Here is a 24,410-nt window from a genome sequence, read left to right on the forward strand (position 1 = left end):
TAGCCTCCGGGGGTGACGATGATCTCCGAGGTGGGGGCGCGATGAGCCGGGAGCTGATCGTGCTCGGCACCGCCAGCCAGGTGCCCACCCGCCAGCGCGCCCACAACGGCTACCTGCTGCGCTGGGACGACCAGGGCTTCCTGTTCGACCCGGGCGAGGGCTGCCAGCGGCAGCTGCTGCTGGCCGGGGCCGCCGCGAGCGACATCACCCGGATCTGCGTCACCCACTTCCACGGTGACCACTGCCTCGGCCTGCCCGGCATCGTGCAGCGGCTGTCGCTGGACCGGGTGCCGCACGAGGTGCCGGTGCACTTCCCGGGCTCCGGCGCGGAGTTCCTCGCCCGGCTGCGCCACGCGAGCCACTTCCACGACCAGGCGCACCTGGCCGAGTGCCCGGTGGACGGCGACGGCGTCATCGCGACCGGGCCGTTCGGCACGCTCACCGCGCGGCGGCTGAACCACCCCGTCGAGTCGTACGGCTACCGCCTGGCCGAGCCGGACGGCCGCCGCATGCTGCCCGAGCACCTCGCCGAGCTGGGTGTACGCGGGCCGGACGTGGGCCTGCTGCAGCGCGCCGGCTCGGTGGTGGCGAACGGGCGGCTGGTCGCCCTGGACGAGGTCAGCGCGCCGCGGCCGGGGCAGGTGTTCGCGTTCGTCATGGACACCGGCTGGTGCGAGGCCGCGATCCGGCTCGCCGAAGGCGCGGACCTGCTGGTCATCGAGTCGACGTTCCTGGAGTCGGAGGCCGCGCTGGCCGCCGAGGCGGGTCACCTCACCGCGGCCCAGGCCGCCCGGATCGCGACCGAGGCGGGCGTACGCAAGCTGGTGCTCACCCACTTCTCGCAGCGCCACCCGGACGCCTCGGTGTTCGGCGAGGAGGCGGCGGCCCACTTCGGCGGCGAGATCGTGGTCGCCGAGGAGCTGGCCCGCGTCGCGGTGCCGCCGCGGCGGGAGTGACCTGAGGAAGAAATCGGGGCGAGGGTACGCAACCGGACTGCGGGGAACCGGAGATCACGTACCCTCGCCCACTGACGCACCCGCACGGCCGGGGAGAACGCCTGGCCGGAGGCGCCGGAACCGACGGAGGCATGTCGGCTCTCGAACGGCCGTGCTGGTGCTGTGCGGGACGCCTACGCTGGCGGAGCGATGTCGGCGTCGCCGCGAGGTCGGGTGTTCACCGGGCATCCACCGGGGGACGGCGGAGCCGGGTCGCACCCGGGTTGGCTAGTCGAAGTGGCTCCTGCGGGTGCCGTTTCGCATGATGGAGCCGCCCCGCTCGCCAAGGTCTGCACGCCAGCCGGGCAGCGTGCGCAGCCCGTTGAGGTCATGCCGCACGGTCCAGGCCTCCCGCCAGTGCCGGCTGGCCGCGTCCGCGCGCTCGGCGAGCCGTCGTGGCGGGCACGGCCAGTGCTGACCGCACCAGTTGCAGTGCTCGTGTTCGTCAGGTGCGTTATGCCGGCCGAGCAGCCGCTGCGCATCGCGCCAGAGCAGCCGGTCGGAGATGTCGGTCGGTTCGGTGTGGCTGGTGTCGGTGGACAGTTCGAGGTCGATGCTGACCACGTCCCACTCCCCCTTCGGTAGCGCTCGGCTTCCGTACGCTTAGTCAACACTCGCGGCAAGCCCGACAGTCGGACAGGCTGTGCGATAACCGCCCGCACGGACTAATAATTGCGGCGAAAGGCCCTACGGCCTGCGGTTATCCATACCACCAGGGCGAGCCCGGCCAGCAGCAGCGCCACCCCGAACCACGTCACTGGGCGTGACGCCAGCGCGGCCAGATGAGCGCTCACCGTCTCCGGCGTGGGGCTCGCCGCCGGGCCTGGAACGGCCCCGCCCGGCGCCTGCGCCGACGGTTCGGCGGGCAGGCTCGCCGATGGGCTCGGCACGGCGGATGGGGACGGGGACGAGCCGCAGCTCAGCTCGACCGGGAACCGGGCGGCCGGCGCGGGCGCGACCGCCAGGTGCGCCACCAGGACGGCGTGGTGCGGCGTACCGGTGCGGGCGGCATCTGGGGCCCGATCCGACCGCGGCGCGAAGGCCGCCGGTGTCCATCCCGGTGGCAGCCCGCCCGGCAGCCCGGGGGCCGTGCCGCCGACCGGCGGCGACGCGGACACGGCCGGGCTCGGCACGGGCGACGGAGACGGCGGCACCGGTGACGGGCTCGGCGGCGGGCTGGGCGCGATGCGCACGTCGGCCCCCGGCGCGAAGATGACGCCCGGCGGCCGGGGGCCGAGCAGCAGCACCCGCTCGGCGGTCGGGAAGTGCCACATCAGCTCGCCGGGCAGGCCGCCGCCGATGCTGCGCACCCGCGGCACGAACCAGGTGAACCGGTCGTCGAGCAGGCTCGTTTCCACGTTGATCAGCAACGGTGAGGTCTCGGTGGCGGGTGTGCTCAGCACCAGCTCCACCGTGCGGTTGAGGTCGTGCGCGCCGAGGACCAGCACGTTAGGCCGACCGGCCACGATGTCGACGAGCAGCCGGGTGCCGCGCGGCAGCGGCCGGGCCAGCGGGCGGCCCTCGGTGTCGTACAGCTCGACCGTGGCGGGGCAGGCGGCCAGCGCGGCTGACCGCGCGGCGTCCCACGGGGCGGGGCTCGGCGCGGCGGCACCGGCCGGCGCGGCGGTCAGCCCCACCAGCAGCAGGGCGACCAGCACACCGAACGGCCCGCGCATAGCGGCAGGGTAGCCCCGCCCCGCTCATCGATCATGAACTTGCCGACGGCGACACACCCGCCTTTTCTGCCCCATTCGTGATGGAAGCCCCCGTCGTGTCGTCAGCACGACACGACGGGGGCTTCCATCACGGCGCGGCAGGCCACGAGAGTGGCGTCGCGCGGCGGGCAGCGGGTCAGCCGAGCTGGGCGAGCAGGTCCTGGCGGGTGAGGACGCCCCGCGGCTTGCCGTCGATGAGCACCATCGCGGCGTCCGCCTTCTCCAGCAGGGCCACGATCTCCGACACGGGCTGCCCGCCGCCGATCATGGGCAGCGCCGGGCCGATGTGCCGGTCCAGCGGGTCGTGCAGCGCGGCCGCCCCGGTGAACAGCGCGTCCAGCAGGTCCTTCTCCGCCACCGCGCCGGCCACCTCACCGGTCACCACCGGGGGCTCGGCCTTGAGCACGGGCAGCTGCGAGACGCCGTACTCGCGCATGATGTCGATGGCGTCGCGGACCGTCTCGGTGGGGTGCACGTGGATCAGCTCGGGCAGGCCCTTGTGGCTGGCCTTGGCGTTGAGGATGTCGCCGACCGTCGCGCCGTGCTCGTCGGTGCGCAGGAAGCCGTAGCGGGCCATCCAGTCGTCGTTGAAGAGCTTGGAGAGGTAACCCCGGCCGCCGTCGGGCAGCAGCACGACGACCACGTCGCCCGGCTCGGCCCGCTGCGCCACCTTCAGCGCCGCCACCGCGGCCATCCCGCAGGAGCCGCCGACCAGCAGGCCCTCCTCGCGGGCCAGCCGCCGGGTCATCGCGAAGGACTCCTTGTCGGTGACCTCGATGATCTCGTCGCAGACGGTGCGGTCGTACGTCTCCGGCCAGAAGTCCTCGCCGACGCCCTCGACCAGGTACGGCCGGCCGGTGCCGCCCGAGTACACGGAGCCCTCCGGGTCCGCGCCGATGATCTTCACGCGGCCCTGGGAGACCTCCTTGAGGTAGCGGCCGATGCCGCTGATGGTGCCGCCGGTGCCGACGCCCGCCACGAAGTGGGTGATCCGGCCGTCGGTCTGCTCCCACAGCTCCGGACCCGTCTGCTCGTAGTGCGAGAGCGGGTTGTTCGGGTTCGAGTACTGGTTCGGCTTCCAGGCGCCCGGGATCTCCCGCGCCAGCCGGTCGGAGACGTTGTAGTAGGAGCGCGGGTCCTCCGGGGCGACCGCGGTCGGGCAGACCACGACCTCGGCGCCGTACGCCCGCAGCACGTTCTGCTTGTCCTCGCTGACCTTGTCAGGGCAGACGAAGACGCACTTGTACCCCTTCAGCTGGGCCACCAGGGCCAGGCCGACACCCGTGTTGCCGCTGGTCGGCTCGACGATGGTGCCGCCCTGCTTGAGCAGCCCGTCGCGCTCGGCCGCCTCGACCATGCGCAGGGCGATCCGGTCCTTGACCGAGCCGCCCGGGTTCAGGTACTCGACCTTGGCAAGCACGGTGGGACCGGCCGGGTCGGTGACATTCCTGAGCTTGACCAGCGGGGTGTTACCGATCAGCTCGACGACGTTCTCGTAGTAGCGCACGCGTCAAGCCTAGACCGACCTTTAATAGACGTTAAACGACCTCGCCGTCGAGGACCGTGCCGCTCACCGGGGCCTTTCCGCCGTTCTCCCACATGAGGTAGCGATCTGTCTCGCTGAGCAGCGCCCCCGCGATCCAGCTCACGATGATCACATCGTCGGCGAGCCCGAACAGCAGGAAGAACGCCTCCGGCACCAGGTCGACCGGCGACATCACGTACGCCGTGGCCGCCGAGATCATCAGGAGGCGGCCCAGGCCGTCGTACTTGCCGCGCAGCGTGTTGCCGACCATCCGCGGCATCGCGGAGAGCCGCTGCACGAAGCTCGTGTCGTTGCCGCTGCCCGTGATCAGCGCTTTCCAGAGCGCCGTGAACGCCGCGGTCCGACGCAATGTGCGTCCCATCTCGCCTCCATCCGAGCGCTGCCGGAGAGCGCTACCGTCTTCGCTATGAGCGAGCGTTACCAGCGCGCGAGACGCTGGGTACGTAGGAGCCTCAGAGAGGGAGCCCGGAAGCCGGGCCTCCAGAGTGAGGCGGGTTCACTATGAGCGAGCGTACTGCGGCGGGGACCACGGCGGCACGTCGTAGCGGCAGGGACCTGGCCAGGCTGGCCGTGTACGGCGGCGGCGCGCTGACCGCGCTGGGCCTGGCCGGGCTCGGCGTGCTGCTGGGCCAGGTCGAGGCGGCCCGGCGCACCATCCCCATCGCCCAGGCCCCGCCGCCGCGCTCCGACGGCCTCTACGGCAGCCGATACGGCGGGCATCCGCTGCGCATGGTCATGCTCGGCGACTCCTCCGCCGCCGGGTTCGGCGCGCTGCGCGCCCGGCAGACCCCCGCCGCGCTGATCGCCACCGGCCTGTCCCGCCGCCTGGCGCGGCCGATCCGGCTGACCAGCCTTGCCGTCGTCGGCGCCACCTCCAGCATGCTGGTGCACCAGGTGGACGAGGCGCTGGAGGTCGAGCCCGAGCTGGCGGTGATCCTGATCGGAATCAACGACATCACCCACCGGGCCGGGCAGGCCGCCTCGGTGCGCCACCTGGCCGACTCGGTGCGCCGGCTGCGCCAGGCAGGCGTCACCGTCGTGGTCGGCACCTGCCCCGACCTGGGCGCGGTGCAGCCGATCCGGCCTCCGCTGCGCTGGATCGCCCGCAGCTGGAGCCGCCAGCTCGCCGCCGCGCAGACCGTCGCCGTGGTCGAGGCGGGCGGGCGCACCGTGTCGCTCGGCGAGCTGCTCGGGCCCACCTTCTCGGCCCAGCCGCACCGCCTCTTCGCCCGCGACCGGTTCCACCCGTCCGCCGAGGGGTACGCCCTGGCCGCGTCCGTGCTGCTGCCCACCGTGGTGGCCGCGGTGCGCAGCCCGGCGGGCCCGCAGCGGGTGGAAGCGGGCCCACAGACGGCCGCGGACGGGGTACGGTCGCTGCCACAGGCCGCGGTCGAGGCGGCACGCCACGCCGGCACCGAGGTGAGCGGCGTACGCGTGGACGGCCGCGATCGCGGTCCGGCCGGCCGGTGGGCGCAGCTGCGCCGCCGGATGTGGGAGGTGGTCCGCCAGGCCGAGGCCCCCGCCCCGCCCGGCACCATGAACCCGGCGAACGTAGTGGAGCAGGCATGAGGATCACCGGTCCCCGGCCCGCTCGGGCAGTCGAGGAGCGCATGAGCGAGCGAATCATGAGGCTCCGGCCCAGTCGTGCCGCCGACGAGCGAAGCGAGGAGAAGGCATGACCTCTATGGCGCGGAAGATCGGCAAGGCGGCGGCGATCACGCTGGTCGCCGGCACCGTCGGTGGGGCCGCCCTGCTCGCGGCGGAGGCCGTGCTGGCCCGCAGCCGCCGCTACGCGAAGCCCGAGCTGGGGCTCGCCCTGCGCACCACGATCGGCGCGGACACCGCTCCCCCGCTGCGGCTGGTCATGCTCGGCGACTCGGCCGCCCTCGGCGTCGGCGTGGACCGGGTCGCCGACACGGTCGGCGGGCAGCTCGCCGCGCTGCTGTCCGGCGGCGACGCCGCGCAGGGCCGGGCGGTGGCCCTGTCCAGCGTGGGCGTGGCCGGCTCCCGCTCCTCGGACCTGGCCACGCAGGTGGCCCGCTGCCTGCTGGGCGACCGGCCGGACGTGGCCGTGATCCTGGTCGGCGGCAACGACGCGATCACGCTGCGCCGCCCGTCGGACGCCGCGGCCTACCTGGGCGCCGCGGTGCGCCGGCTGCGCGAGGCAGGGGTCGAGGTCGTCGTGGGCACCTGCCCGGACCTGGGCGCGACCCGCGCCATCGCCCCGCCGCTGCGGCAGGTCGTCGGCTTCCTGGGCCGCCGGGTGGCCCGCGCCCAGGTGCGCGCGGTGCACTCCGCGGGTGGCGCGGTGGTCGACCTGGCTGCCGAGACGGGCGCCGTGTTCCGCGCCGACCCGAACACCCTCTCCCCCGACCGCTACCACCCGTCCGCCGACGGCTACCGCGTCTGGGCGTACGCCCTCCTCCCCGCCGTCGCCCACGCCGCCGGCGTAAGCCCCCGCCTCCCCTGAAGATCATCGGACTTGCCAGGCACCTGGGCGTATCTTGCGCGCCCATTCGCCCAGGTGCCTGGCAAATCGCGCGATGTCAAGCGGGGGCGTGACGACTTTCTCACGTCGTCTGGTGGGCAGGTTACCGGCGAGTTAACGTTCGTTCATGTCTGATGCTGTCATCGTCGCCACCGCCCGCTCGCCCATCGGCCGGGCCGGCAAGGGCTCTCTGAAGGACCTGCGCGCGGACGATCTCACCGCCGCCATCGTGCGGGCCGCCCTGGACAAGGTGCCCGCCCTCGACCCGGCCGAGATCGACGACCTCTACCTGGGCTGCGGCCTGCCCGGCGGCGAGCAGGGCTTCAACATGGGCAAGGTGGTCTCCACCCTGCTCGGGCTGGACTCGCTGCCGGCCGCCACGATCACCCGCTACTGTGCGTCGTCGCTGCAGACCACCCGGATGGCGTTCCACGCGATCAAGGCGGGCGAGGGCGACGTGTTCATCTCCGCCGGTGTCGAGATGGTGTCCCGGTACGCCCGCGGCAACTCCGACTGGCTGCCCCCGGACGCGGCCGCCGCCGTGGGCGGCAGCTGGAACAACCCGCGCTTCGACGCCGCGCAGGCCCGCTCGGCGCAGCGCGCCAGTGAGAACACCCCGGTCTGGACCGACCCGCGCGAGGCCGGCGAGCTGCCCGACATCTACCTGACCATGGGCCAGACCGCCGAGAACCTGGCCCAGGTGCACGGCGTGACCCGCGAGGACATGGACGCGTTCGGCGTACGGTCGCAGAACCTGGCCGAGCAGGCGATCAAGGACGGCTTCTGGGCCCGCGAGATCACCCCGGTGACGCTGCCCGACGGCACCGTGGTCAGCACCGACGACGGCCCGCGCCCCGGCATCACGCTGGAGGGCACCGCCACGCTCAAGCCGGTGTTCCGCCCCGACGGCCGGATCACGGCAGGCAACTGCTGCCCGCTGAACGACGGCGCCGCCGCCGTGGTCGTCATGAGCGACACTCGCGCCCGGGAGCTGGGCCTCACCCCGCTGGCCCGGATCATCTCCACCGGCGTGACCGCGATGAGCCCCGAGATCATGGGCATCGGCCCGGTCGAGGCCACCCGCCAGGCGCTCAAGCGGGCCGGGATGGGCATCGGCGACATCGACCTCGCGGAGATCAACGAAGCGTTCGCGGCGCAGGTCATCCCGTCCTACCGCGAGCTGGGCCTGCCGCTGGAGAAGGTCAACGTGATGGGCGGCGCGATCGCGGTCGGCCACCCGTTCGGCATGACCGGCGCCCGCATCACCGGCACGCTCATCAACAACCTGCAGTGGCACGACAAGAGCATCGGCCTGGAGACGATGTGCGTCGGCGGCGGCCAGGGCATGGCGATGATCATCGAGCGCCTGAGCTGATCGCGGCCGCTGCCATCAGGCAGAGGTTAAGAAGGGCACCTTCTTCTACGGATTCCGATAAGAAGGTGCCCTTCCTTATGTCAGGAGGCGGCGGAGGGCGGCGAGGTCGGCGGCGGCAGCGGCGGTCTGCGCGGGGGTGGGGCCGGCGGCGATGAGGTCGGCGGTGACCACGCGGAGCTGATCGGGCAGGGCCAGATCGGACAGGCGCGGCACGGGGCGGCGCGGCGTGCTCGCCAGGTCCGCGGACTGGTCGGCGAAGGACTGGACCAGGCGGTGCACCGGCTCGCCACGGTCGCGCCACCGTTCGGGCGTCCAGTGTCCGACCTGGTTGACCAGTAGCTCCACGGCGCGCATCAGCTGCTCGGTGCTCACGCCTGAAGATTGTCCCGGCCCGGAAACGGGCCGACGCCCCGGGGCGGCCCCGGGGCGTCGGTCGTCGTGTCCGTCCTGGTGTGACCAGGCCGCGGTCAGTCCTCCGAGAAGTACGACAGCAGGCGCAGGAACTCCAGGTACATCCAGACCAGCTCGACGAGGATGCCGAACGCGCCCAGCCAGCCGTACTTGCGCGGCAGGCCGGCGGCGATGCCGTCCTCGATCTGCTTGAAGTTGACCACGAACATCAGCGCCGCGACCACGATGCAGACCAGGCTGAAGCCGATCGCGATGGGGCTGCCGTCCCGCAGCGGGCTGACCACGCCGGTGAAGAAGTAGAGCACCAGGTTCACCAGCATCACGACGCCGAGGCCGGCGGCGATGCCGATGACGACCCGCATGAACTTCGGCGTCGCCCGGATGATCTTCGCCTTGTACAGCACGGCCATGGTGAGGAACACGCCGAGCGTCGCGATGACCGCCTGCAGCACGATGCCGTCGAACAGGTAGTCGTAGACCTTGCTCACCACACCGAGGAAGATGCCCTCGATCACGGCGTAACCGATGATCACGGCGGCGTTCGTGATCTGCGCGAACGAGATCGCCAGACCGACGATCACGCCCAGGAACATCGAGCCGTACCAGACCGGCTTGATGACCTCCAGCGGCACCACGGCCCACGAGATCGCCGCGAACAGCGCGGTGATCGCGAGCAGGGACACCGTCTTGACGACGACGTCGTCGACGGTCATCCGGTCGGCCTGTCCGGACTGGACCACCTCGGGGTAGCCGTAGCCCTGGCCGTCAGCCTGCGGGTAGCCCGCCGGGGCGCCCTGGCCCGGCACGGTATACCGCGGCTGCTGAGCAGCCGCCGCGCTGATGCGGCCGAGCACCGGGTTCGAACTCTTCACAGCGGGTCTCGCCTCCTCCACATGGGTTGTGCCCGACAGAGTAGCGGATTAACGCACCTGCGGTGATCGACGTTTTACTGCATGATCGCCGTCGGCGGGTGACGGCTCGCGGACCTGGGAGTGACACATGACGATCACGGTGGACCGGCTGACCGGCGACGACTGGCAGACACTACGTGAGCTGCGGCTCAACGCGTTGCAGGAGGCGCCGTACGCGTTCGGCTCGACGTTCGAGCGCGAGCGGGACCGGGCCGAGCAGGAGTGGCGGGCCCGGCTGGACAGCCCGGCGTCGGCGAGCTTCGCGGCACTGCTCGACGGCGTGCCGGCGGGCCTGGCGGGAGGTTATCTGCCGGAGGGCGGGCAGGACGCCGTCGAGCTGGTCTCCATGTGGGTGTCCCCGGCGGCGCGCGGGCGGCGGATCGCCGAGCAGCTCGTCGACGCGGTGGCCGGCTGGGCTCGTGACCTGGGCCGGGCCGAGGTGGTGCTGGAGGTCGCCGCGGGCAACGACACCGCGAGGCGGGTGTACGAGCGCTGCGGGTTCATGCCCTGCGCCGAGGTGCCCCACACGCCCGGCGGCACGCGTATGCGGCGGCCGTCGCGTTGACGCCAATCGACACGCCGCTTCTTTACGGAACCTTAATTAATTGACGGCGAATTACCTCCCGCGAACCGGTTGCCGGAGCATGGCCGAACGTCGGCGAATTTGTGCCTTAAAGCGGGCGGCCAAGGGGTGACAGACCGCCGGAGGCTCGCTATGCTCGTCCCCAACGCGCTCCAATCGCCCGCTTCCCCCGTGGCAGGCGATCGGAGCGCGTCACTTTTTGCAAGACTTTTCAGTACGCCATTCGGCGCGCCTTTCGGCCGATGCCGCGCTGCCATTCCGGCGTACGCCGCCATCCTCCTGGTGCCCGGGGCGGGGGTCGAACCCGCACGCCTTTCGGCAGTCGCTTTTAAGGCAACCGTGTCTGCCGTTCCACCACCCGGGCGCTGCACGACCAAGCGTGCCCTGCCACCGTAGCGGGTGGACCCCGTCGGGGGCACGCCCGTTGTCGCCCAGCGGCGAACGGACACGTGGCGTGATGGTCGCGGGGCGGTCAGGCAGCCGAAGCGCTAGGGTCAAGCGCGTGACGAGCACCGCGCCCGCCCTCACCACCACCGCCGATCCCGTAGTCCCCGGGCAGCGGGGTGCATCGGGGGCACCCGCGCCCGTGTCACCGCCGCGGCGGCGGTGGCCGCTCGACGTTCTGGCCTGCGCGGGATTCCTGGCTCTGGCAGGCTGGCTCACCCTCGGGCTGTGGCCGGACCCGGACACCCGCACGCTCGCGCTCAACCCGCCGGACCAGATCCTCTACGAGTGGTTCCTGGCCCACGACACGATGCTGTGGAGCGGCGACTTCTCGCTCGTCAGCGACCGCCTGAACGCCCCGTACGGCGTCAACCTGCTGGCCAACACCACGGTGATCCTGCTCGGCGGGCTGTTCGCCCCGGTCACCCTGGCCTACGGCGCCGCGACCACGTTCTCGCTGCTGGTCGCCCTGAACCTGGCCGGCACCGCCATCGCCTGGTATTTCCTGTTCCACCGGACGCTGGGCGCGCACCGGATCGCCGCCGCGGTGGGCGCCGCGTGCTGCGGGTTCGCCCCGGGCATGGTGTCGCAGTCCAACAGCCACCTGCACATGACCGCCCAGTGGCTGATCCCGCCGATGCTGTGGTGCGTCGTCGCGCTGGCCCGCGCCGCCCGCGCGGAATACACCCACCCCCGGCGGCTGCTCCTGCTCGGCGCCCTGTTCGGCCTGCTGGTCAGCCTCCAGGTGTTCATCGGTGAGGAGACCCTGTTCCTCACCGCGCTCACCCTGATCATCGTGACCGTCGTGTACGTCGCGATCACCCGCCCGGCCCGGCTGGTGCTGGCCCGCTTCGCGGCGGGGCTGTTCGTGGCCGTGGGCACGGCGGTGGTGCTGCTGGCGTACCCGCTGTGGGTGCAGTTCAAGGGCCCCCAGTCGGTGGCCGACGGCGTGTTCAGCCCGTTCTACTTCTCGGCCGACCTGGCGAGCTTCACCGCGTTCTCGCCGCTGACGCTCGCCGGGGACGAGTCCGCGGCGCGGCTGACCACCGGCCCGGCGGAGTACAACACCTTCCTCGGCTGGCCGCTGGTGCTGCTGTCGCTGGGCCTGCTGGTCTGGCTGCGCCGCAACCCGCTGGCGGTGGCCGTCGGGGCAGGCGCGCTGGGCATGAGCACGCTGGCGCTGGGCCCGCAGATCATGCTCAACGGCCAGCGGACCCCGCTGCCCGGCCCGTACCGGCTGCTCATGCACGTGCCGGTGGTGGACGGCGCGCTGCCGATGCGCTTCGCGCTGGCCGCCATCCCGCTGGTCGCGGTGCTGCTGGTGGTGGCGCTGGGCGAGGCCGCCCGGTCGGCCCGCCGCCCGCTGCGGATCGGCGTTCCGGTGCTGGTCGGGGCGGCGCTGCTGCCGCTGTTCCCGACGCCGCTGCCGACCGCCGACCGCCCGCCCGTGCCCGCCTTCTTCGCCGACGGCCTGTGGCGCCGCTGCGCCGGGGACGGCGACGTGATCATGACGGTGCCGCTGCCCACCCCGGAGAAACCCCTGCCCATGCGGTACGCGACCGCGGCGCAGACGGCGTTCGGGCTGCCCGAGGGCTTCTTCATCGGCCCGCACGGCACCGACGGCAAGGCCACCATGGGCATCGGCCGCCGGCCGACGTCGTGGGTGCTGTCCGAGGTGGCCCGCACCGGCACCGTGCCCGCGATCAACGACGACCACCGCCTGGACGCCCGCAAGGACCTCACCAAGTGGAACGCGTCCTGCGTGGTGCTCACCCCCGAACACCCCCGCCACGGCGAGCTGCTGCGCACCCTGGAGGCCCTGCTCGGCCCCGGCACCCCCGCCGCCGACGTCGTCTACTGGCCCCGCACCTGGTAACGCTCCACCCGTACAAGATCGAAGGCCCCCGCCGTGCTGAACGGCACGGCGGGGGCCTTCGATCTTGAAGATTACGGCTGCTGCGTCGGCTGGGTGACCTGGGCGAAGGGGTCCATGGGCTGGTGGAGGGCGCCCAGCGAGACCACCTCGCGCTTGAGGAACAGGGCCAGGGTCCAGTCGGCGATCACCCGGACCTTGCGGTTCAGCGACGGGATGCGGCTCATGTGGTACGTGCGGTGCATGAACCAGGCGACCAGGCCCTTGGCCTTGAAGCCGTACACGTGCGCCACGCCCTTGTGCAGGCCGAGGCTGGCCACCGAGCCCACGTGCTTGTGCCGGTACTCCCGGATGCCTCGGCCGCGCACGGTGGCGATCAGGTTGTCCGCCAGGCGGCGGGCCTGCCGCACCGCGTGCTGCGCGCTCGGCGAGCACATCTCGCCCGCGGCGGCGGTGAGGTCGGGCACCGCGGCGCAGTCGCCCGCGCTCCACGCGCCCTCGACGAGCTGGTCGCCGTCCACCACGCGCAGCGTCGCGTCGCAGGTCAGCTTGCCCTGGGCGTTGCGCGGCAGGTCGGTCGCGGCGATCATCGGGTGCGCCTTGACGCCGGCGGTCCACACGATGGTGTCCGCGGCGAACTCGCCGCCGTCCGACAGCTTCACCACGCCGTCGACGCAGGACTCCAGCCGGGTGCCCAGGCGCAGGTCCATGTTGCGCTTGAGCAGCGCCTCCACGGTGTACGCGCCCATCTGCGGGCCGACCTCGGGCAGCACCCGCTGCGTGGCCTCGACCAGCACCCAGTGCATGTCGTCGGCCTTGAGCTCCGGGTAGTAGCGCAGCGCGTCGCGGGCCATGTCCTCCATCTCGCCGAGCGCCTCGACGCCGGCGAAGCCGGCCCCGACGACCACGAACGTCAGCGCCCGCCTGCGGGTCTGCTCGTCGGTGGTGGCGGCGGCGATGTCGAGGCACTCCAGCACGTGGTTACGCAGCCAGATGGCCTCGCCGATGGTCTTGAAGCCGACCGCGTGCTCGCGCAGGCCGGGGATCGGCAGGGTGCGCGACACGCTGCCGGGCGCGACGATGATGTGGTCGTACGGGATCTCCCGGGACGGGCCCACCACCGGCTGCACGATCGCGGTCTTGCGGGAGTGCTCGACCTTGGTCACGGAGCCGTGCACGACCTTGCAGTCGCGCAGCTCCCGGCGCAGCGGCACGACGGTGTGCCGGGGGGAGATGTTGCCGGCCGCCGCCTCGGGGAGGAACGGCTGGTACGTCATGTGCGGCTGCGGGTCGACAACCGTCACTTCGGCCTCGCTCGCGCGCAACTTGCCCGTCAGGCGGAGGGCGGCGTAGAGGCCGACATGGCCCGCGCCCACCACCAGGATCCGTACTGGCTTCACGACTTCACGCTACGCCCGTAGCACGCCGCTGATCAGCGCTGACGCCTGTGATCCCGGACAGCGACGGCCGTCACGCCGCCCCGATCAGGGCCGCCTGCCCAGCCTGGTGAGCAACGCCACGGCCCCCGCCACCACGGCCAGGCCGATCACCAGGGCGACGGTCGGCGTGGAGATGTACAGGCCCGGCAGCACGTTGACCAGCAGCAGGGTGAGCACGCCGGTCGCGGCGAGCACCAGCGCCGCCCGGCCCGCCCAGCGCAGCAGCACCTGGTTGTCCACGATCGCGTCGTATGGCAGCACCGCCGCCAGCGCCGCGCCGGAGTGCAGCAGGTAGAGCGCGGCGGCCGTGCCCAGCAGCCGCCCCAGCGACGGCTGTGCCAGGAACAGCAGCGTGTCGGCCAGCCACAGGCAGATCGTGGCGAGCATCACCACCAGCGGCGCCGCCCCGCCCGGCAGCAGCGCCGGGTAGACGGCCAGCACGAAGAAGCCGAGCAGCGCCTGCGACGGCATGCCGGACGGTGCGGCCAGCAGCAGCCCGGCGAAGGCTGCCAGGAACACCGTCCCGCGCACCAGCAGCGGCGCGCCGGTGACCCGGCCCAGCTCGCGTACCTGCTGCATCAGCTGCTTCATCAGCGCACCGCCTTCGGCGCGGCGGCCAGCCGCGACACGTCCCGGAGCACGGCGTCCAGGCTGCCCGCGCCCGCCCAGGCGACCACCGGCACCCCGTGCTCGCCCAGCTGGCCCATGGTGTTCTCCCGCTCCGCGCGCCACAGCCGGTGGGACAGGTCGGTCCAGCTGTTGACGGTGGGCGAGGCCAGGTCCGAGGGCAGCGTGTCCACCGCGACCACGAAACGGCCCGAGCGGGACAGGCCCGCCAGCATCGCCGCCGAGCGGGCGTCCAGCAGCGGCGTCAGCACCACCACCAGCGCCGCCGACGAGATGCCCGCCGCGAGCTGCGCCCCGCCCCGCTCCTGCGCGGTCGGGCTGGGGTGCGCGTCCAGCAGCCATTCCAGCACGGTCAGGTACTGGCGGCGGCCGCTGGCCGGGCGCAGGCGGCGGGCCTGGGCGCCGTACTCCAGCACGGACACCCGGTCGCCGCGGTGCAGGTAGTGCTCGGCGATCGCGGCCGCCGCGCGCACCGAGCGGTCCAGCACGGAGGCCGTGCCGCCGACCCCCTCGGAGCGGCCCGCGTCGGCGAGCAGGTCCAGCAGCACCACGACCTCGGCGTCGCGGTCGGACAGGGTGGCGGCCACGTGCAGCCGCTCGGTGCGCAGCGACACCCGCCAGTCGACGCGGCGCAGCCGGTCACCGGGCGCGAACTGGCGTACGCCCGCCAGCTCGCCGCCCTCGCCGGGGCGGCGGGAGCGGTGCTGGCCGACCAGCCCGGCCGCGCGCGGCATCGCCTCGTCGGCCTTGAACGGATCGGTCAGCGGGTACACCTTCACGCCCAGCGCGCCGGTGACCACGGCCCGGCTGACCAGCAGCCCGTCCGCGGCGACGGCGTGCGCGGAGGCGGGGCCGAGCCAGTGCCGTCCCCAGCGCACCGCCGGGCCGGCCAGCTCGACCGCGGTCGCGACGCCGCGCGGCACGAAGGTCACGTACGGCCGGTTGCCGCCGCGCGGGCCGCGCCGGGGCGCGTTCGGGTCGGTGCCGCCCTCCAGCCGCAGCCAGGGCGAGTGCTGCAGGTGCACCACGGTCAGGTCGTAGCCGACCGTGTCGCGGTTCTCCACCTCGACCGTCGCACCCAGCTCGCCGCCCTCCACCGGGAACGACTCCACGGTGGACAGCCGCAGGCCGGGCAGCGTACGCGGGCGCTTGCCGAGCGCGAACGCCACGCTCAGCGCCAGCGGCGCGGCCAGGATCACCAGCTCGGTGCGGCCCAGCAGCACGGCGGCGATCAGCAGCATCCCGGCGATGAGCACCGCCCGGCCGAGCGCCCGGGTCGGCGCCCAGTTGTCGCCGGTGTCGGTGGAGGCCACGGGCTCCAGGTCGCCCTCGGCGGGCTGGGCCATCTCAGCCCCGCAGCCCGGTCGACCGGTATGGCGGCTCGCCCAGCAGGTCGTCCTCCAGGTCGGCCAGCCGGCCGCTGCGGACCGGGCTCGGCCGCTGGCCCGGGGCACCGCCCGCGTGGCTGGGCAGCGCGCCGCTGACCGGCGCGGGCGTGGCCGCCAGCACCTCGGCCACCACGCTGACCGGGTCGATGCGCTTGAGCCACATCTCCGGCCGCAGCGTGATCCGGTGGGCCAGCGCGGGCAGGGTCACCGCCTTGACGTCCTCGGGGATGACGTAGTCCCGCCCGGCCAGCGCGGCACGCGCCCGCGACAGCAGCAGCAGCGCCAGCGAACCGCGCGGCGACGAGCCGACCAGCACCGCCGGGTGCTCGCGGGTGGCCGCGGTCAGCGCCACCAGGTAGCGGCAGATCGAGTCCTCGACCTCGATCTCCTCCAGCCCGGCCTGCATGCGCAGCAGCGTCTTGGCGTCCACCACCGGCTCGACCTCGGACTCCTCGCGGCGGCGCACCATGCGGCGGCGCAGCACGTTCAGCTCCTCGTCGGCCTCCGGGTAGCCGAAGGAGACGCGCAGCATGAAGCGGTCCAGCTGCGCCTCGGGCAGCGGGTAGGTGCCCTCGTACTCGATCGGGTTGGCGGTGGCGAGCACGTGGAACGGCGCCTCCAGGCGGTAGGTCACGCCCTCGACGGACACCTGCTTCTCCTGCATCGCCTCCAGCAGCGCCGCCTGCGTCTTCGGCGGCGTGCGGTTGATCTCGTCGGCGAGCAGCAGGTTGGTGAACACCGGTCCGGCCCGGAAGGTGAAGTCGTGGCTGCGCTGGTCGTACAGGAACGAGCCGGTCACGTCGGCGGGCAGCAGGTCCGGGGTGAACTGCAGGCGGCGGAAGTCGAGGCCGAGCGCCTGCGCGAAGGTGCGCGCGGTCAGCGTCTTGCCCAGGCCGGGCAGGTCCTCCAGCAGCACGTGGCCGCCGGCCAGGATGCCCGCCAGCACCAGCTCCAGGGAGTCCCGCTTGCCCACCATGACGGTGCCGACCCGGTCGAGCACCTGCTGGGCGAGGCGTCCCACCTCAGCCGCGGGGATCGGTTGCATGCTCACAGTCTCTCCAAGGCATTGACGATCACATCGAGTTCGCGAGGGCTGGGCGGGCGCTTGGACGGCACCGTGAGGAACGTCCAGAGCGGATCACCGAGCAGCCTACGCGCGCGCTCGGGCTCGGTGGCACGGTTGACGCCGTGGCGCTGGCGCAGCCGCTCGTCCACCAGCTCGGCCAGGCGCGGCTGCACCCGGCGCTGGAAGCGGGCCCCGTCGGTGTGGCTCCACTCCAGGATGGTCTCCCAGCGGGCGACGGCCAGGCGCAGCCCGTCGGTCACCTCGGACTGGTCCTCGGCGGTGCTCCGGCCCGCGCGCCGGGGCGGCAGCGGGGCCTTGAGCGAGCGGGCCATCCGCCATACCCCGACCAGGGTCAGCGCCACCGCGAAGACCAGCGGCAGCGGCATGGTCAGGCTGAACACCTCGAGCACGATCCAGCCCACGGCGGTCCAGCCGGCCGTGAAGGCGGCGAAGCTCAGCCAGCGCGTGGAGGCGGTGCGCGGCGCGCGCGCCACCACCGGCCGCTCCGGACCGGCGCTGAATCCGCCCAGCAGATCGTGCAGCGAGGTGTCGTCGAGATCGTTCCGGTGCTCGGTCATGCTCCCACCTCGCTGCGGGCGCCGGCGGTCAGCTCGTCGCGCAGCCGGTGCAGCGAGCCCCGGGCCTGCAGGCGCATGTCGTCGTCGACGCGGTGGGTGGCGTAGCGGGCGCGCCGGTACACGTCGGCGAACGCGTTGAGCAGGCCCGCGTCCAGGTGGCGCCGGGCGAGCATGCGCACCACCAGGTCGGTCGCGGTGTCGCCGGGCAGGCGCGGCACCCCGGCGGCGGCCGCGGCCTGCTCCAGGCGCACCCAGCAGGCGATCACGGCGGTGCGCGGGTCGGCCGCGTCGTCGTCGAGGTCGAGCAGGCCCGCGTCGAGCGCCGCGACGACCTCCTCCTCGTCGGTGAACTGCGCGATGCGCACCGGCGGCCGCTCGCGGATCGCGCGGCGGCGGAACTTCGTGGTGGACCGGGCGGCGGCGCCGAGCAGCGCGACCAGCACCGCGACCCCGATGGCCAGCAGCACGCCGATCGCGACGACGCCCAGCCAGCCCGAGTCACCGGCCGCCTGGGCCGCCTCGGACGGTGACGGGGTCGGCGTACGCGGGGACGGCGACGCGGTGGCGGTCGGGCTCGGGACCGGGGTCGCCGACTGCTCCGGCAGCGCCCGCCCGACGGGCAGCACCGAGACCGATGCTGTCGCAGCCGCCGCCATCAGCAGCGCGGCCACGGCCAGCAGCGGCCACCAGCGACGCAACGCTCCCATGGCTTCCCCGCTCCGAATGTTCTCGCCGGCCCGCCTCAGTCGAGGCCGGCCAGGTGCTTCGCCTGGCTCAGCACGCCGTCCAGCATCGCGGGCGTGAGCCGCCCGGTAAAGGTGTTCTGCTGGCTGACATGGTACGAGCCGAGCAGCGCCGGGCCTCGTTCCGGACCCGGCGGCCCGCCCTGCGGGAGGACGAGCGCCCCGTGCCCGAAGGCGGGACGCGGCACCGGCGGCTTGACGCCGTACACCGTGGACAGCGTAGGCCACCAGGCCGTCCAGGCGAACGCGCCGAGCGCGAGCACCACCCGCAGGGTCGGGCGCAGCAGCGTGACCTCCCGGTGCAGCCACGGCGCGCAGGTGTCCCGCTCCAGCGGGGTGGGCTTGTTCTCCGGCGGCGCGCAGCGGACGGACGCCGCGATGCGCACGCCGTCCAGCCGCAGCCCGTCGTCGCGCCACACGCTGGTGGGCTGGTTGGCCAGGCCCACCCGGTGCAGCGCGGCGAAGAGCACGTCCCCGCTGCGGTCGCCGGTGAAGATGCGCCCGGTCCGGTTGCCGCCGTGCGCGGCCGGAGCCAGCCCGAGGATGAGGATGCGGGCGTCGGCCGCGCCGAAGCCGGGGACGGGACGCCCCCAGTACTCCTGGTCGCGGAACGCCGCCCGCTTCGTCGCGGCGACCTCCTCCCGCCAGGCCACCAGCCGGGGGCACTTGCGGCAGCCGGAGATCGCCTCGTCGAGCCGGGCCAGCTCCTCCGCGGTCACAGGTGGGTGCGCAGCAGCTCTACGGTGCGGGCCCAGGCGCTGGCGGCGGCCGCGGCGTTGTAGACCTCGGGCCGGTCGTCGTTGACGAACGCGTGCCGGGTGCCCCGGTAGTCGTGCACGATGCAGGTGCCGCCGGCCTCCTCGATCGCGGCGCGGGCGGCCTTGATGCCTTCGGCCGCGGAGGTGCCGTCCTCCTCGCTGCAGTGGATCAGGGCGGTCTTGCCCTCGTAATTGGCCCACTGCGGGGACATGCGCTCCCACGGCACGGCGGGGTAGAAGCCCACCGCGGCGGTGATCCGGTCGCTGAACGTGGCGGACCACAGGGCCAGGCTGCCGCCCATGCAGAAGCCGACCGCGCCGACCCCGCCGGTGGTCTCCGGGCGACCGGCCAGGTATTCCGCGGCACCCGCGATGTCCTTGGCGGCCTGGTCCATGGCCAGGCCCATCATCAGCCGGCCGGCCTCGTCGGGCTCGGTGGTCTGGGCGCCGTGGTAGAGGTCGGGGGCGAGGGCGACGAAGCCCGCGTCGGCGAACCGGTCGGCCAGCGAGACGATGTGCGGGACCAGCCCCCACCACTCCTGGATCACGATGACCGCGGGTCCGCCGCCTGATTTGGGCAGCGCGAGGTAACCCTCGCTGGTGCCGCCGTTGCTCGGGTAGATGACCGTTTCACCCATCGGTCGTCCTCCTGTCGGTCAGTCATCATTGGCTGGTCGCACAGTCGTGGTGTTCCGGGTAGCCAACCACACCGGACGGTACCGGGGAAGACAGCGGCGGCGTGGCGAAAGTTACGACTTATGGTCGTAACTCACCACGCCGCCGCGCCGGCCTCAGCCGGACGTGAGCTCAGCTCAGGCCACGGGGCCCAGGCAGAGGAACTTGCCCTTGGTCTTGCCCCGCTCCATGATCGAGAAGAGGTCGGTGGTGGCCGGCCACTGGCCGCAGCCCGTGTCGGAGTCGGCCTCGGTCTCGCTCACGTCCTCCAGGACGCCCAGCACCTTGTACTTGGCCTCGGGCTTGTCGCAGCCGACGACCTTCATGTCGTCCGCGCTGGCGGCCTCGGTGATGCAGTCGCCGGCCTTGGCGATGTCGGTGTCACCGCTCAGGTACTTCCAGGCCAGACCGCCACCGAAGATGATCGCGGCACCCAGGGCGTAGCCCAGGATCTTCTTGCCGATACCGCCCGCGACGGACGACTTCTTCTCCGGCTCCGTGGTCTCGGGGACCGCGGGCGTTACCTGCTCGCTCATTGCTCTGTTCCTTCCGAGGGGTTGCCCTCGTCCGGATCGAACCGCCGTGACGAAGGCCTGTCGTCCCGCGAAGCGTCACGCGAGACCGCGTCACCTTAACGGTTGCTGTGAATCCGCGCGACCCCGCAGGTGGCAGTGCTCGTTTGCGTAACCCGGCGGCAACGGGGACACTGTCGCCGCCGGGTCGCGGCCCTCCGATCAGGAACTAGGGCTGACCTGCGCAGATGGTGTCAGCGAGGGCTTCGCCGAGGGCGCGGCGGCGGAAGGGCCCGTCGTGGCCGGGGCCGAGGACGGCGACGGGATCACCCCACCGGGCGACGGGCTCGCCCAGGGCAGCGGGGCGGGCGAGGCCGGTGCCCACGGCAGCTGCGGCGGCGTGAGATCCGGGCACGCCGGGTACACGATGCGCCACTCCCAGTTCGCGTCGAACGCGTTGTGGTTGCTCTGGGCGCACCAGCCGATCAGGACCGGGTTGCCGGTCTGGTCCACGATCCGGGCGCCCTGGATGACCTGGCCGTCCGGCCCGAGCACGAACACGTCGCTGACCTGGTCGTACGGGTTGACGACATACCCGCCCGCGGTCTCCCAGTAACCCCGCGCGGCGCGGTCGTCGGCCTCGACCACGAGCACCAGCCCGAACACCGCCAGCACGGCCGTGGCGCCGCCGAGCGCGAGCCGGGCCGACCGGCGGGCCGGCGGGCGCGCGAGCGTGCGGCGGCCGAGCCAGATCGAGCCGATCACGGCACCGGCGGTCAGGAACAGGCCGAGCAGCGTGCTGCCCTCCAGCCGGGGCAGCAGGCCCGGCCCGTCGCCGTCCCGCCACAGCTGCGCGACGAGCATCGCGGCCAGCCAGCCGCGCACCACCCACCACGCCGGGCGCAGCAGGGCCAGGAAGTCGCCGAGGCGCTCGTACCCGATGACGGGGCCGAGCCTGCGGTCCACTGCGCGCCACCGCTGCTGCACCCGGCCCACCAGCCTCCCGGCCAGGGCCGCGGCGCGGCTGGGACCCCCGGGTGGCCCAGCGTGGCGCGCAGCTCGGCGGCGTAGGCGCTCGGCGGCCCGAGCCGGTCGGCCAGCGTCGCGCCAGCGCCCTCGGCGCGCAGCTCGGCCGCGACCTCGGCCAGGTGCGCGGGCAGGTCCTCCAGCAGGTCGTTGCGCACCTGCTCGGGCAGATCGGACAGGGCGGCACCGACCTGCGCCGCGTACTGTGCGATGTCGCTCTGTTCGCTCATGCCGGCTCCCGCAGCAGTGTGTTCATGGTGGACGCGAACTCGCCCCAGATCTCGGCACCCTGCTTGAGCTGGGTGCGCCCGGCGGCGTTGAGGGCGTAGTACTTGCGGTGCGGCCCCTCCTCGGAGGGGACCACGTAGGTCGTCAGGTAGCCGGCGGCGAACAGCCGGCGCAGGGTCCCGTAGACCGAGGCGTCCCCGATCTCGGACAGCCCCGCGGTCCGCAGGCGGCGGAGGATGTCGTACCCGTAGCCGTCGTCGTCGCGCAGCACAGCGAGCACGGCCAGGTCGAGCACCCCCTTGAGGAGCTGAGAGGTATCCACGCGATGCACGGTACTGTTCAAAGCACACTACTGCAACAAGCGCCACACCGTGGCAGGAAAATAGCTGGTCAGCGCAGGATCGAGGCGGCGATGCCGTCGAGGATGTCGTGTTCGGAGACGGTGATCTCGGTGAACCCGGTCTGCCGGATGATCTCGCGGAGGATCAGCGCGCCCGCGATGATGACGTCCACCCGTCCCGGGTGCATCACCGGGATCGCCGCCCGCGCGTCGTGGTCCATCGCGGCCAGCCGCGCGGCCAGCTCCTCCACCGCCGCGGCCGGCAGCACCGAGTGGTGGATCCGGGCCGAGTCGTAGCGGTCCAGGCCGAGGGCGACGCCCGCCAGCGTGGTCGCCGTGCCGGCCACCCCGACCAGCGTCGCCGGACCGGCGCCCACGTGCGCCAGCGCCCGCGCCACCTGCTCGTCGACGTCGCGCACCACCGCGGCCAGCTGCTCCGGCGTGGGCGGGTCGGTGGGCAGGTGCCGCTCGGTCATGCGTACGCAGCCCATGTCCATGCTGATCGAGCGGTCCACCGACCGGCCGCCCCGGACGAACTCCGTCGAGCCGCCGCCGATGTCCACGACCAGGTACGGCCCCTCGCCGCCGAGCCCGGACACGGCCCCGGCGAAGGAGAGCGCGGCCTCCTCCGTACCGCTGATGATCTCGGCGGGCTGCCCCAGGGTGACCCGGACCATGCCGTGGAAGTCGGCCGCGTTGGCGGCGTCGCGGCTGGCGCTGGTGGCCACCATCCGGATCCGGCTCACCCCGAACGCCTCGATGACCTCGCGATACTCCGCCAGCGCGACCCGGGTGCGCTCGATCGCGGCCGGGTCGAGCCGTCCGGTCCGATCCACCCCGGCGCCCAGGCGCACGATGCGCATCCGGCGATCCAGATCGCGCTCGCCGTCGGTGACCAGCAGGCGGATCGAATTGGTGCCGCAGTCGATCGCGGCGACGGCATCTCCCACGAGATCACCCTACAAGCGTTAAGAAGGTGCCCTTCCTCTACGGAAAGCGTTAAGAAGGTGCCCTTCCTTTCTAGAGGTGCAGGAGCATGCGGGTGTTGCCGAGGGTGTTGGGCTTGACGCGCTCCAGGCCCAGGAACTCGGCGACGCCCTCGTCGTAGGAGCGCAGGAGCTGCTCGTAGACCGGCGGCGGCACGGGGGCGCCGTCGATCTCGGCGAAGCCGAACGAGCCGAAGAAGCGCGTCTCGAAGGTCAGCACGAACACCCGGCGTACGCCGATCTCGCGCGCGTCGTCCAGCAGCGCCTCGACGATCTGGTGGCCCACCCGGCGCCCGCGCCAGGCCGCGTCCACGGCCACCGTGCGGATCTCGGCCAGGTCCTCCCACAGCACGTGCAGCGCGCCGCAGCCGACGACCGCGCCCTCGTCGTCCACCGCCACCCGGAACTCCGGCACGTCCTCGTATATCGCGACGGTGGCCTTGCTGAGCAGCCGCCGCTCGCCGCTGTACGTGTCGATCAGGTGCCGGATGCCGCGCACGTCGCCGGTGCGCGCCTTGCGGACGGTCAGCTCACTCAACGCAGGGACCCGCCGTCCACCACGGCTCCACCAGGGAGATCACCTCGTCGCCGAACGGGTTGACCCCCGGCCCCACCGCCAGCGCGTGGCCCAGGTGCACGTGCAGGCACTTCACCCGGTCCGGCATGCCGCCGGCCGAGACGTGCTCGATCTCCGGCACGTGGCCGACCGCCTCGCGCCGGGTCAGGTAGTCCTCGTGCGCCTTCAGGTACGCCGCGCGCAGCTCGGGGTCCTCGCGCAGCTGGGCGGCCATCTCCTTCATCAGGCCGGCCGACTCCAGGCGGCTGCACTCCGCGGTGGCCCGCGGGCAGGTCAGGTAGAACAGCGTCGGGAAGGGAGTGCCGTCGGGCAGCCGAGGCACCGTCTCCACCACGTCCGGCTTGCCGCACGGGCAGCGGTGCGCCACCGCGCGGGTGCCGCGCGTGGGCCGGCCGAGCTGCGCCCGGACCGCGGCGAGATCCTCCTCGGTCGCCTCCTGCCGCACCGGTGCCGGCACGAGGTCGCGATCCATTGCTGCTCCTTCAGTTCTTGCTTTCGGGCTCCGGCTCCAGGCGGGACCAGAGCTTGCCGTACCAGCTGTCCGGCGGGGGCGGAGCGGCCGGCTCGGCGCCGAGCTCCTTGTCGGTCTGCTTCTCCGGGTCCCAGATCGGCACCAGCGGGGTCTGCCCCGGATAGACCCAGTAGAAGCGGCGGCGGACCTGAGCCTTGATGTACTCGTCGTCCTTCCACTTCTCGGCCTGCCGCTCCAGCCCGGCGATGCGCTCCTGCTGGGCCAGCTGCGACTGGCGCAGCGCCTCGATCTCGGCGAGCTGGGTCAGGTAGACCCGCACCGGGTAGGCGTAGCCCAGGGCCAGCGCGGCCAGGATCACCAGCAGCACGGTCGCGCGGCCGGTGAGGCCGTTCGGGTTCGGGGCGGTGGTGCGCTTCGCGGCGCCCGCCGCGGCGGCCCGCCGCGCGGCGGCCGGGCGGCTCGCCGAGCGCTCGCCGTCACGGGCGCGCGTGCCGCCGGTGCCACGGGTGCCACGGCCCCCGTCGCGGGAGCGACGCACCGGCCCCTGCCCACCAGGCTGTCGCCGCTGCACCACCCCTCCCCTCCCGTGGTGATCGAAGCCCCCTCCACGCCGTACCACCGCATGGAAGGAGCTTCGATCACATGCTAGGCCTT

General features: G+C 73.0%; 27 protein-coding genes, 1 tRNA gene and 1 pseudogene. 6 read left to right on the forward strand and 23 right to left on the reverse strand.

The window, feature by feature from the left end:
* The first annotated feature begins 41 nt into the window (after window positions 1–41).
* The gene (locus tag CS0771_RS02615; protein ID WP_212839628.1) at window positions 42–956 is read left to right on the forward strand and encodes a ribonuclease Z; all 915 of its coding nucleotides are present in this window, start codon (window positions 42–44) and stop codon (window positions 954–956) included.
* A 267-nt stretch (window positions 957–1,223) separates the two neighbouring features.
* Here the strand turns inward: CS0771_RS02615 and CS0771_RS02620 are convergent, their stop codons facing one another.
* The 4 genes from CS0771_RS02620 to CS0771_RS02635 form a co-directional block, all read right to left on the reverse strand.
* On the reverse strand, window positions 1,224–1,559 hold the full coding sequence (locus CS0771_RS02620; protein WP_244870559.1) for a hypothetical protein: 336 nt from the start codon (window positions 1,557–1,559) through the stop codon (window positions 1,224–1,226).
* 101 nt (window positions 1,560–1,660) lie between these two features.
* Complete coding sequence (locus tag CS0771_RS02625) at window positions 1,661–2,671, reverse strand: collagen-binding domain-containing protein (protein WP_212839629.1); 1,011 nt, start codon at window positions 2,669–2,671, stop codon at window positions 1,661–1,663.
* A gap of 175 nt (window positions 2,672–2,846) precedes the next feature.
* The gene (locus CS0771_RS02630; protein WP_212839630.1) at window positions 2,847–4,217 is read right to left on the reverse strand and encodes a cystathionine beta-synthase; all 1,371 of its coding nucleotides are present in this window, start codon (window positions 4,215–4,217) and stop codon (window positions 2,847–2,849) included.
* Between the two features lie 31 nt (window positions 4,218–4,248).
* Complete coding sequence (locus tag CS0771_RS02635; protein WP_212839631.1) at window positions 4,249–4,617, reverse strand: YkvA family protein; 369 nt, start codon at window positions 4,615–4,617, stop codon at window positions 4,249–4,251.
* A 140-nt stretch (window positions 4,618–4,757) separates the two neighbouring features.
* On the opposite strand from CS0771_RS02635, the gene CS0771_RS02640 reads away from it, so the two are divergent.
* The 3 genes from CS0771_RS02640 (at window position 4,758) to CS0771_RS02650 (ending at window position 8,119) form a co-directional block, all read left to right on the forward strand.
* Window positions 4,758–5,825 carry an SGNH/GDSL hydrolase family protein gene (locus tag CS0771_RS02640; protein WP_212839632.1) on the forward strand — a complete coding sequence of 356 codons (1,068 nt, stop codon included), beginning with the start codon at window positions 4,758–4,760 and terminating at the stop codon, window positions 5,823–5,825.
* A gap of 106 nt (window positions 5,826–5,931) precedes the next feature.
* Window positions 5,932–6,726, forward strand: coding sequence for an SGNH/GDSL hydrolase family protein (locus CS0771_RS02645; protein ID WP_212839633.1), 795 nt, complete (start codon window positions 5,932–5,934; stop codon window positions 6,724–6,726).
* Window positions 6,727–6,871: 145 nt separating this feature from the next.
* Entirely contained in the window at window positions 6,872–8,119 is a 1,248-nt protein-coding gene (locus CS0771_RS02650; protein WP_212839634.1) for an acetyl-CoA C-acetyltransferase, read from the forward strand.
* A gap of 75 nt (window positions 8,120–8,194) precedes the next feature.
* Here CS0771_RS02650 and CS0771_RS02655 read toward each other — a convergent pair whose 3' ends face one another.
* Together CS0771_RS02655 and CS0771_RS02660 are read right to left on the reverse strand one after the other, a co-directional pair.
* Window positions 8,195–8,491: a hypothetical protein gene (locus CS0771_RS02655; RefSeq protein WP_212839635.1), complete on the reverse strand. Its 297-nt coding sequence runs from the start codon at window positions 8,489–8,491 to the stop codon at window positions 8,195–8,197.
* A 95-nt stretch (window positions 8,492–8,586) separates the two neighbouring features.
* Window positions 8,587–9,402, reverse strand: coding sequence for a Bax inhibitor-1/YccA family protein (locus tag CS0771_RS02660; protein ID WP_212839636.1), 816 nt, complete (start codon window positions 9,400–9,402; stop codon window positions 8,587–8,589).
* A gap of 127 nt (window positions 9,403–9,529) precedes the next feature.
* Here CS0771_RS02660 and CS0771_RS02665 point away from each other — a divergent pair, with 127 nt between their 5' ends.
* A complete protein-coding gene (locus tag CS0771_RS02665; protein WP_212839637.1) occupies window positions 9,530–10,006 on the forward strand; it encodes a GNAT family N-acetyltransferase in 477 nt (158 codons plus the stop codon).
* Window positions 10,007–10,304: 298 nt separating this feature from the next.
* Here the strand turns inward: CS0771_RS02665 and CS0771_RS02670 are convergent.
* Window positions 10,305–10,388, reverse strand: a tRNA-Leu gene (locus tag CS0771_RS02670).
* Between the two features lie 138 nt (window positions 10,389–10,526).
* Between CS0771_RS02670 and CS0771_RS02675 the strand changes: the two genes are divergently transcribed.
* Complete coding sequence (locus CS0771_RS02675; protein ID WP_244870560.1) at window positions 10,527–12,344, forward strand: hypothetical protein; 1,818 nt, start codon at window positions 10,527–10,529, stop codon at window positions 12,342–12,344.
* Window positions 12,345–12,415: 71 nt separating this feature from the next.
* On the opposite strand, the gene CS0771_RS02680 is transcribed toward CS0771_RS02675, so the two are convergent.
* The 16 genes and pseudogenes from CS0771_RS02680 to CS0771_RS02750 all read right to left on the reverse strand — a co-directional run bounded on the left by CS0771_RS02680 (window position 12,416) and on the right by CS0771_RS02750 (window position 24,294).
* A complete protein-coding gene (locus tag CS0771_RS02680) occupies window positions 12,416–13,741 on the reverse strand; it encodes an NAD(P)/FAD-dependent oxidoreductase (RefSeq protein ID WP_203755219.1) in 1,326 nt (441 codons plus the stop codon).
* A gap of 84 nt (window positions 13,742–13,825) precedes the next feature.
* Window positions 13,826–14,371, reverse strand: a complete 546-nt coding sequence (locus tag CS0771_RS02685) for a hypothetical protein (RefSeq protein ID WP_212839638.1) — start codon at window positions 14,369–14,371, stop codon at window positions 13,826–13,828.
* Entirely contained in the window at window positions 14,371–15,753 is a 1,383-nt protein-coding gene (locus tag CS0771_RS02690; protein WP_212839639.1) for a DUF58 domain-containing protein, read from the reverse strand. Before CS0771_RS02690 ends, CS0771_RS02685 begins: the two co-directional genes overlap by 1 nt.
* Window position 15,754: 1 nt before the next feature.
* Window positions 15,755–16,840: a MoxR family ATPase gene (locus tag CS0771_RS02695; protein ID WP_212839640.1), complete on the reverse strand. Its 1,086-nt coding sequence runs from the start codon at window positions 16,838–16,840 to the stop codon at window positions 15,755–15,757.
* A gap of 2 nt (window positions 16,841–16,842) precedes the next feature.
* A complete protein-coding gene (locus CS0771_RS02700; RefSeq protein ID WP_212839641.1) occupies window positions 16,843–17,439 on the reverse strand; it encodes a hypothetical protein in 597 nt (198 codons plus the stop codon).
* The gene (locus CS0771_RS02705; protein ID WP_212839642.1) at window positions 17,436–18,146 is read right to left on the reverse strand and encodes a DUF4129 domain-containing protein; all 711 of its coding nucleotides are present in this window, start codon (window positions 18,144–18,146) and stop codon (window positions 17,436–17,438) included. Before CS0771_RS02705 ends, CS0771_RS02700 begins: the two co-directional genes overlap by 4 nt.
* A 35-nt stretch (window positions 18,147–18,181) precedes the next feature.
* On the reverse strand, window positions 18,182–18,901 hold the full coding sequence (locus tag CS0771_RS02710; RefSeq protein ID WP_244870561.1) for a uracil-DNA glycosylase: 720 nt from the start codon (window positions 18,899–18,901) through the stop codon (window positions 18,182–18,184).
* Window positions 18,898–19,578: a dienelactone hydrolase family protein gene (locus tag CS0771_RS02715; protein WP_212839643.1), complete on the reverse strand. Its 681-nt coding sequence runs from the start codon at window positions 19,576–19,578 to the stop codon at window positions 18,898–18,900. Before CS0771_RS02715 ends, CS0771_RS02710 begins: the two co-directional genes overlap by 4 nt.
* A gap of 174 nt (window positions 19,579–19,752) precedes the next feature.
* Window positions 19,753–20,151, reverse strand: a complete 399-nt coding sequence (locus tag CS0771_RS02720; RefSeq protein WP_212839644.1) for a hypothetical protein — start codon at window positions 20,149–20,151, stop codon at window positions 19,753–19,755.
* 198 nt (window positions 20,152–20,349) lie between these two features.
* Window positions 20,350–21,093, reverse strand: coding sequence for a hypothetical protein (locus CS0771_RS02725; RefSeq protein WP_244870562.1), 744 nt, complete (start codon window positions 21,091–21,093; stop codon window positions 20,350–20,352).
* Between the two features lie 152 nt (window positions 21,094–21,245).
* Window positions 21,246–21,383 (reverse strand): annotated as a pseudogene (locus tag CS0771_RS39580) (hypothetical protein); the annotation flags it as partial.
* On the reverse strand, window positions 21,380–21,703 hold the full coding sequence (locus CS0771_RS02730) for a PadR family transcriptional regulator (RefSeq protein WP_212839645.1): 324 nt from the start codon (window positions 21,701–21,703) through the stop codon (window positions 21,380–21,382). The pseudogene CS0771_RS39580 and the gene CS0771_RS02730, both read right to left, overlap by 4 nt.
* 68 nt (window positions 21,704–21,771) lie before the next feature.
* Complete coding sequence (locus CS0771_RS02735) at window positions 21,772–22,671, reverse strand: Ppx/GppA phosphatase family protein (RefSeq protein ID WP_244870563.1); 900 nt, start codon at window positions 22,669–22,671, stop codon at window positions 21,772–21,774.
* Between the two features lie 70 nt (window positions 22,672–22,741).
* Window positions 22,742–23,236 (reverse strand): amino-acid N-acetyltransferase, encoded by a 495-nt coding sequence (locus CS0771_RS02740; RefSeq protein WP_212845578.1) that lies wholly within the window; start codon window positions 23,234–23,236, stop codon window positions 22,742–22,744.
* Between the two features lies 1 nt (window position 23,237).
* Entirely contained in the window at window positions 23,238–23,756 is a 519-nt protein-coding gene (locus CS0771_RS02745; RefSeq protein ID WP_203755238.1) for a DUF501 domain-containing protein, read from the reverse strand.
* Window positions 23,757–23,766: 10 nt separating this feature from the next.
* A complete protein-coding gene (locus CS0771_RS02750; protein WP_244870565.1) occupies window positions 23,767–24,294 on the reverse strand; it encodes a septum formation initiator family protein in 528 nt (175 codons plus the stop codon).
* Between the last annotated feature and the right edge of the window lie 116 nt (window positions 24,295–24,410).

The sequence above is a fragment of the Catellatospora sp. IY07-71 genome (assembly GCF_018326265.1).
In the GTDB taxonomy this organism is placed as follows: Bacteria; Actinomycetota; Actinomycetes; order Mycobacteriales; family Micromonosporaceae; genus Catellatospora.

Coding starts and splice junctions, on each gene's coding strand:
- CS0771_RS02615 (WP_212839628.1), top strand. CDS start 42: ATGAGCCGGGAGCTGATCGTGCTCGGCACCGCCAGCCAGGTGCCCACC.
- CS0771_RS02625 (WP_212839629.1), bottom strand. CDS start 2,671: ATGCGCGGGCCGTTCGGTGTGCTGGTCGCCCTGCTGCTGGTGGGGCTG.
- CS0771_RS02635 (WP_212839631.1), bottom strand. CDS start 4,617: ATGGGACGCACATTGCGTCGGACCGCGGCGTTCACGGCGCTCTGGAAA.
- CS0771_RS02640 (WP_212839632.1), top strand. CDS start 4,758: ATGAGCGAGCGTACTGCGGCGGGGACCACGGCGGCACGTCGTAGCGGC.
- CS0771_RS02645 (WP_212839633.1), top strand. CDS start 5,932: ATGACCTCTATGGCGCGGAAGATCGGCAAGGCGGCGGCGATCACGCTG.
- CS0771_RS02650 (WP_212839634.1), top strand. CDS start 6,872: ATGTCTGATGCTGTCATCGTCGCCACCGCCCGCTCGCCCATCGGCCGG.
- CS0771_RS02665 (WP_212839637.1), top strand. CDS start 9,530: ATGACGATCACGGTGGACCGGCTGACCGGCGACGACTGGCAGACACTA.
- CS0771_RS02685 (WP_212839638.1), bottom strand. CDS start 14,371: ATGAAGCAGCTGATGCAGCAGGTACGCGAGCTGGGCCGGGTCACCGGC.
- CS0771_RS02690 (WP_212839639.1), bottom strand. CDS start 15,753: ATGGCCCAGCCCGCCGAGGGCGACCTGGAGCCCGTGGCCTCCACCGAC.
- CS0771_RS02695 (WP_212839640.1), bottom strand. CDS start 16,840: ATGCAACCGATCCCCGCGGCTGAGGTGGGACGCCTCGCCCAGCAGGTG.
- CS0771_RS02700 (WP_212839641.1), bottom strand. CDS start 17,439: ATGACCGAGCACCGGAACGATCTCGACGACACCTCGCTGCACGATCTG.
- CS0771_RS02705 (WP_212839642.1), bottom strand. CDS start 18,146: ATGGGAGCGTTGCGTCGCTGGTGGCCGCTGCTGGCCGTGGCCGCGCTG.
- CS0771_RS02715 (WP_212839643.1), bottom strand. CDS start 19,578: ATGGGTGAAACGGTCATCTACCCGAGCAACGGCGGCACCAGCGAGGGT.
- CS0771_RS02720 (WP_212839644.1), bottom strand. CDS start 20,151: ATGAGCGAGCAGGTAACGCCCGCGGTCCCCGAGACCACGGAGCCGGAG.
- CS0771_RS02745 (WP_203755238.1), bottom strand. CDS start 23,756: ATGGATCGCGACCTCGTGCCGGCACCGGTGCGGCAGGAGGCGACCGAG.